The following is a 7734-nucleotide window of genomic DNA, read 5'->3' as shown; positions in this document are numbered from 1 at the left end:
GTCTTATCTGCCGGGTAAGCGGTGGCGGTTTCATTGAAGGTAATCAGCAACTGCTGCTGCTCCGGCTCACTTAAATAATTTAATGTATTAACCGGCATATCCGGCGCGGCTATTATGGCAGACAGCAATTGTTCCAGGTGTCCGAATATGCGTTCTATGGTACTTTCCGTATAGAGGTCTGTGTTATATACCAGTGTTGTTCTGATGCTGTCTTCTATTTCAGCAAAATCAAACGACAGATCGAATTTACTGCGCAGGTCTGCAGCTGCTTTATAGCCACTTACCTGTAAAGTGCCCAGCGTTTGTCCACGTGTATCCGTATCCGTATTCTGTAAGGCTACCGTTACATCAAACAGGGGATTACGGCTCATATCGTGCGGGATATGCAATGCATCCACCAGCTCATCAAATGGATACACCTGGTGTTCATAAGCACGCAGGGTTAATTCCCGGATATCCGACAACAGCTGCGGGAAACTATCTGATCCGTTAAACCGGTTTCTCAATGCCAGGGTATTTATGTAAAAACCAATCTGGCCTTCGAGGTCCGCATGTTCTCTGCCGGCTATGGGGCTGCCAATCACGATATCTTCCTGCCGGGTATAGCGGTGCAATAATACATTCACGGCTGCCAGCAGGCCCATAAACAGTGTGCTGCCCTGCTCCTGGCAAAGTGCTTTTAATCCCCGGGTTACAGCGGCGTTAATCAGCCGATGGACGGCGCCTCCGTTATAGGTTTTGATAGCCGGACGGGGTTTATCTGCCGGCAGGTCCAGTATGGGTAATGTTCCTTCAAACTGCTGCAGCCAATAGTCTTTATGCGCCTGTAAAGCGGTACCGCTCAATTGTTCCTGTTGCCAGGCAGCGTAATCCTTGTACTGGATCCGCAAGGCCGGCCATGCCATCCTCTCTCCTTTTATAAAGGCATTGTATAATTGCAGCAATTCATTGATCAAAACGCCCATAGACCAACCATCACTGATGATATGATGCATCACATAGCTGAATATCCATTGATGGTCAGTTAACTGATGCAGATTTACCTTCCATAGTGGGCCAGTGGCCAGATCAAAGGGTTGTACAAAAGAAGACTGTACCAGGGCATTTACCTGTTGTGCTGCTGCCACGTCATGGCGCAGGTCACAATAGTTTATGTTGAAGGGGGTATCTGCTGCCGGCCGGATAAATTGCCACAGCTCTCCCTGCTCATCTTCCCTGAACACCGTGCGCAGTATTTCATGCCGCTCCAGTAATGCATTAAAGGAATGCTCCAGGGCAGCGATGTTTAGCTCTCCTTCAAACACGTACACACTGGATATATTGTAAGCCACATTTCCTTCCGCAAACTGGCTCAATACCCATAACCTGCGTTGGGAAGAAGATAGCAYGTAACCCGGTTGCACAGGCGCCAATGGTATAGTAACAAAAGAATGCCGGGCAGATTGCGCTATCAGTGCCGCCTGCTCTTCCAGCACTACCTGGGAGAATAATTCGTTTAACGACACCTTTACATCAAACACCTTGTGGATCTGGCTGGATAAACGGGTGGCTTTTAAGCTATGTCCTCCTATCTCAAAAAAGTTATCTTTTACACTTATCTGTTCCCTGTCAAGTATCTCCTGCCAGATCAATACCAGCTTCTCTTCTACCTCATTGCGTGGCGCTACATAAGGAACACCCGTRTTCATATCCAGTCCTTCCGGAGCCGGTAAATTGTTCCTGTCTACCTTACCATTGGCCGTTAAAGGCARGGCTTCCAGCTGGATAAAATAGCCGGGAACCATATAGTCCGGTAACTGCCTGCTTACATGAGCCCTGATTGCAGCAGTGTTCAATATTTCTTTGCCAACGATATAGGCTACCAGTTCCTTCTCTCCGCTATTGTTCAACCTRGCGATGACTACTGCCGATGTTAYCGCCTCATAATTTTGCAACACACTTTCTATCTCTCCCAATTCTATGCGGTAGCCGCGGATCTTTACCTGCGCATCCTGACGSCCGGTAAAAGCAATGTTTCCATCCGGCAGCCATCTGCCCAGATCRCCCGTCTTATAGAGYCGTTCCCCTGTTATAAAWGGATGAGCGATAAATTTTTCTGCTGTCAGATCCSGCTGGTTTAAATAACCTCGCGCAAGACCTGCACCACCTACACAGATTTCTCCTACTACGCCAACAGGTACTACCTGGTACCGGCTGTCAAGAATGTAAACGGTACTGTTATCAATAGGTTTYCCTACAGGTATATCCTCCCCGCCGGCCATCACTTCGCAGGTTAGKGAGAAGGTGGTGTTTTCCGTAGGCCCGTAACCGTTAATAATATGTAGGTCGGGGTAGTGRTGCAATAAAGYGTTGATATGAGCAGGCGATAACCTGTCTCCTCCCGCCAGTATTGTTTTTAATCCCCGGAAAACACTTATATCCTTATCCACCAGTTCATTTAACCAACCGGCAGTAAACCACATCATATCTACCCCGTTATCCCTGATAGTGGCTGCCAGCTGCCCGCTRTCCAATAATGTTTCCTTACTGCACAGCACCAGTTTTCCGCCATTTAGTAACATGGCCCAGTATTCAAAGGAGGTAGCATCAAAGGATACCGCACCGGTRGAYAAAAGRGTTTCATTACCTGTCAGGCGGGCATARCTGCCCGGCTTCACCAAACGCACTACACCACGATGTGGTATCATCACTCCTTTGGGTACGCCCATAGAACCGGAGGTGTACATCACATAGGCCAGGTGACCGGCATGTAAATCAATCACCGGTGCTTCAGCGATATCACCTGTTTCTTCCAGCTGCACATCGATAGCGAAAACAGGCCCATTGTAATATTCCAGGTCAAAAATATATTCTGTTTGCGTGATCAGCGCTTTGATGCCCGTGTCCGCGGTGATAAAGGATTTCCTGGCTGCGTCTTATCTGCCGGGTAAGCGGTGGCGGTTTCATTGAAGGTAATCAGCAACTGCTGCTGCTCCGGCTCACTTAAATAATTTAATGTATTAACCGGCATATCCGGCGCGGCTATTATGGCAGACAGCAATTGTTCCAGGTGTCCGAATATACGTTCTATGGTACTTTCCGTATAGAGGTCTGTGTTATATACCAGGATGGTCCTGATGCTGTCTTCTATCTCTGCAAAATCAAAAGACAGATCGAACTTACTATGCGGGTTGGATACTTCTTTATAACTACTTACCTGCAGCGCGTCCAGTGTTTGTTCTTCTCCACGTGTATGCGTATCCGTATTTTGTAACACCACTGTTATATCAAACAGGGGATTACGGCTCATATCGTGGGGGGTATGCAATGCATCCACCAACTCATCAAAAGGATACACCTGGTATTCATAGGCGCCCAGGGTTAACTGTTTTACCAGCCCTAATAATTCTCTGTAACTATTATCTCCCTTAAACCGCGTACGTAGTGCTAAGGTGTTCACATAAAATCCTATCTGGTCATCCAGGTCGGCGTGTTCTCTGCCGGCAATAGAACTTCCTATAATAATATCTTCCTGCCGGGTATACCGGTGTAACAATGCATTCACCGCAGCCAGCAAGCCCATAAACAGTGTACTATCCTGCTCCCGGCAAAGTGCTTTTAGTCCACTGGTGACAGCTGCATTAAGGAATTTGCAGATTACACCCCCATCATACGTTTTCATGGCCGGACGGGGTTTATCTGCCGGCAGTTCCAGTATGGGTAATGTGCCTTCGAACAGCTGCAGCCAATAGTCTTTATGCGCCTGTAAAAGTGTTCCGCTTAACTGTTGCTGTAACCATACTGCATAATCCTTATACTGAATGCGCAACGGCGGCAAGGCAACAGGTACCCCATTAATGAAACCATTGTATATCTGCAGCAATTCATTGATTAAAATACCCATAGACCATCCGTCACTGATGATATGATGCATCACATAACTGAATATCCATTGATGGTCTGTCAGCTGATACAGCTCCACTCTTAATAAAGGGCCGGTGGCCAGGTCAAATGGGCGGATATAAGAAGATGCTATCAATGTCTTTGCCAGCTCTCCGCCAGCTGCATCATTGCGCAGGTCACAATAAGAGATCCTGAAACCGGTATCTGCTGCTGTCCGGATAAATTGCCTCAGCTCTCCGGCATCATCTTCTTTAAATATGGTGCGCAGTATTTCATGCCGCTCCAATAAAGTATCAAAGGCATATTCCAGTGCACTGCGATCTAATGCTCCTTCAAACAGGTATATGCCGGGTATATTATAGGCAGCATTGCCCTCCGCAAACTGACTCAACACCCATAATCTGCGTTGGGAAGAAGATAATACATAGCCGGATTGTTCAGGCGCCAGCGGGATGGTAATATAGGACTGTGTGGTAGATTGTGCTATCAGCGTCGCCTGTTCTTCCAGGGTTACCAGGGAGAATACTTCCTTCATGGATAGCTTTACGGCAAATACCTTGTGGATCTGAGCAGACAAGCGCGTGGCTTTTAAACTATGTCCTCCTATCTCGAAGAAGTTATCTGTTACGCTTACTTGTCCTCTTCCCAATATCTCCTGCCAGATCAATACCAGTTTTTCTTCTACCTCATTACGCGGCGCTACATACGGGGCGCCGGTATTCCTGCCCAGCCCTTCCGGCTCGGGCAATTTGCTCCGGTCTAATTTTCCGTTGGCATTTAAAGGCAATGCTTCCAGCCGGACAAAATAGCCTGGCACCATGTATCCCGGTAATTGTTTACTTAGATAAGTCCGTATAGCGGAGATGTTTAAGTCTTCTTTACTTACAATGTAGGCTACCAGTTCCTTTTCACCTGCACTATCCGATATGGCAATGACTACCACCGAAATAACCGGTTCATAGTTTTGCAGCACACTTTCTATTTCCCCTAATTCCACGCGGTAGCCACGAATCTTTATCTGCGCATCCTGACGACCTATAAAGGCAAGGTTCCCATCCGGCAGCCATTTACCTATATCGCCGGACCTGTAGAGCCGCTCCCCTGCTATAAAAGGATGGGCAATAAATTTATCTGCTGTCAGATCCGGTTGATTCAGATAACCACGTGCAAGCCCCGCACCTCCCACGCAAATTTCTCCTGCTACCCCCACAGGCACCGGCTGTTGCCAGTTATCGAGCACATACCATGTGCTGTTGCTGATAGGTTTTCCCAGTGGTATATCCTCCTCTGAAGGAGTCCTCACCGGGTATGTTGAAGAGAAGGTGCTATTCTCAGTAGGACCGTAACAGCTAATAAGATTGATGCCAGGATACTGATGCAGTATAGCATTCAGATGAACAGTGGATAGTCTGTCTCCGCYTGTCAATATAGTTTTTAAACCGCTGAAAATACTGATATCCCTGTCTACCAATTCATTTAGCCAGCCAGAAGTAAACCACATTAAATCTCCACCATGCTCCCTGATCGTAGCTGCCAACTGCTGGCTATCCAACAATATCTCCTTGCTGCACAGCACCAGTTTACCTCCATGCAGTAACATGCCCCAGTATTCAAAGCAAGTAGCATCAAAAGATATTGCACCGGTAGACACCAGTGTTTTGTGGTCAGTGAAGGATACATAGTGAGTCGATTTCACCAATCGTACCACGCCGCGATGGGGTATCATCACTCCCTTTGGTACGCCTGTGGAGCCGGAGGTGTACATTACATAGGCCAGGTGATCGGCCTGTAAATTAGTAACTGGTGCTTCAATAACGTTATCGGTATCTTCCAATTGCACATCAATAAGGAAAACAGGGCCATTATAATATTCCGTGGAATTGTAAGCTTCCTGTGTGATCAATACTTTGATATCCGTGTCCTTTGTCATAAAGGCTTTCCTGGCTGCCGGAAACTCAGGGTCAATGGGAACATAAGCTCCTCCTGATTTCAGTACGCCCAGTATAGCAATGATTAAGAACGCAGACCTGTCCAGCACAATGCCAACCAGGTCATCAGGTTGTATATTATGCTGTTGCCGTAAATAATGCGCCAACCGGTTGGATATTTCATCCAGCTGTTTGTAGGTAAAGGAGCTGTCTTCAAACACCAGYGCAACCTGATCRGGCGTYTTYTYYACCTGTTCTGCAAAAAGGGYGGGKATSGTYTTATCTGCCGGGTAAGCAGTGGCCGTTTCATTAACTGCTGTGAGCAATGTATGCCTTTCTGCTACACCTAAATAATTCAGTTGCCGGATGGGAATGGAAGGTTGTGCTATTATAGCAGCAAGTAATTGTGATAAATGATGGGCTAACCTGTTGACGCTATTTTCTGTATAGATATCGGTATTGTACTGGATGTTTGCCCGTATTTTTTCTTTCTCCTCTATAAAAGTAAAGATCAAATCAAACTTACTGCCCGTGAAAATTTCTCCTTCATATGTACTTACCTTCAGCTCATCCGGATTTAACAGGGCGCTATGATGCACGTTAGTGTGCTGTAGTGTTACCATCACATCAAACAGTGCACTCCTGCTCAGATCCCTTTTAAGTGGTAATTCATCTATCAGTTCATCAAAAGGATACACCTGGTGCTCATATGCCTGCAGGGTTACCGATTTGATATGGTTTAGTAATGTTTTAAAACTGTCTTCTCCGCTAAACCGTGTTCTTAACGCCAGCGTATTGATATAGATTCCTATCTGGTTCTCCAGGTCCGAGTGTTCCCTGCCGGCTATGGGTGTTCCTACAATAATATCTTCCTGCAGGGTATACCTGTACAATAAGGCGTTCACGGCTGCCAGTAAGCCCATGAATAAAGTAGCTTCCTGTTCCCGGAGAAGTGTATGCAGACCTGTATTTAATGATTCATCAATAAGCCAGTTTACCATGGCACCATGATGCGTTTTTACTGCCGGGCGGGGTTTATCTGCCGGCAGGTCCAATATCGGTAAAGGACCTGCAAATTGTGTGAGCCAATAGTTCCGGTGTTCTGCCAACGTAACACCTTTTAAATGCTCCTGCTGCCAGCTGGCATAATCTTTATACTGGATACGCAGCGGTGGTAAATCGACCCGGGTTCCGTGAACGAAAGCATTGTATAATTGCAGCAACTCATCAATCAACACATCCATAGAAGATCCATCACCGATGATATGATGAATCACATAGATAAATACCCATGTATTATCAGTAGTCTGGTATAAAGCTGCCCTTAATAAAGGCCCCGAGGCCAGGTTAAAGGGCGTTGCGGCAGCAGCGTGCACCAGTTGTGCTATCAGCGCCTCCTGTTCTTTTTCTGATCGCAGGTCCTGGTAAGTGAGGTGGAATCCTGTAGCTGTTGGCGGAAGCACTACCTGTTTCACGGTTCCATCTTCCCGGAATACAGTCCGCAGGCTTTCATGTCTTGCTATCAATGCAGCAAAAGAAGCCTCCAGCGCCGCACGATCCAGGTTGCCTTCAAATACCTGCACCCCAGGCATATTGTAGGCCACATTCCCCTCTTCAAACTGGCTCATGATCCACAGTCTGCGCTGAGAAGATGACAACACATAAGCTGGTTGGGGATCTGCTACAGGTATGGTAACAAAAGCTGTTTTAACAGCGGAGTCAATTAACAGGGCCTGGTCTTCCAGTATTACCTTTACAAATAATTCGTTCAATGGTACTTTAACATCAAAGACTTTATGAATCCGGCTGGACAAGCGGGTGGCCTTTAAGCTATGCCCCCCTATCCCAAAGAAATTATCCTTTACGCTGACTCCTTCCCTCTCCAGCACCTCCTGCCATATCAGTACCAGCTTTTCTTCTGTTT

1 protein-coding gene and 1 pseudogene are annotated in these 7734 nt (G+C 46.8%); both read right to left on the bottom strand.

Going from position 1 to position 7734, the window contains the following annotated elements:
* Nucleotides 1-2864 (bottom strand): condensation domain-containing protein (locus tag AB4Z08_RS35610; RefSeq protein ID WP_441578542.1); only part of this gene is annotated, 2864 nt, incomplete at its 3' end.
* Nucleotides 2864-7711 (bottom strand): annotated as a pseudogene (locus AB4Z08_RS35605) (amino acid adenylation domain-containing protein); the annotation flags it as partial. The pseudogene AB4Z08_RS35605 and the gene AB4Z08_RS35610, both read right to left, overlap by 1 nt.
* Between the last annotated feature and the right edge of the window lie 23 nt (nucleotides 7712-7734).

Origin of the sequence: Chitinophaga sp. RAB17, from assembly GCF_052114225.1 — a bacterium.
In the GTDB taxonomy this organism is placed as follows: Bacteria; Bacteroidota; Bacteroidia; order Chitinophagales; family Chitinophagaceae; genus Chitinophaga.
The sequence above is the reverse complement of the archived record's forward strand: the minus strand, read 5'-3'. Positions and strand labels throughout refer to the sequence as shown.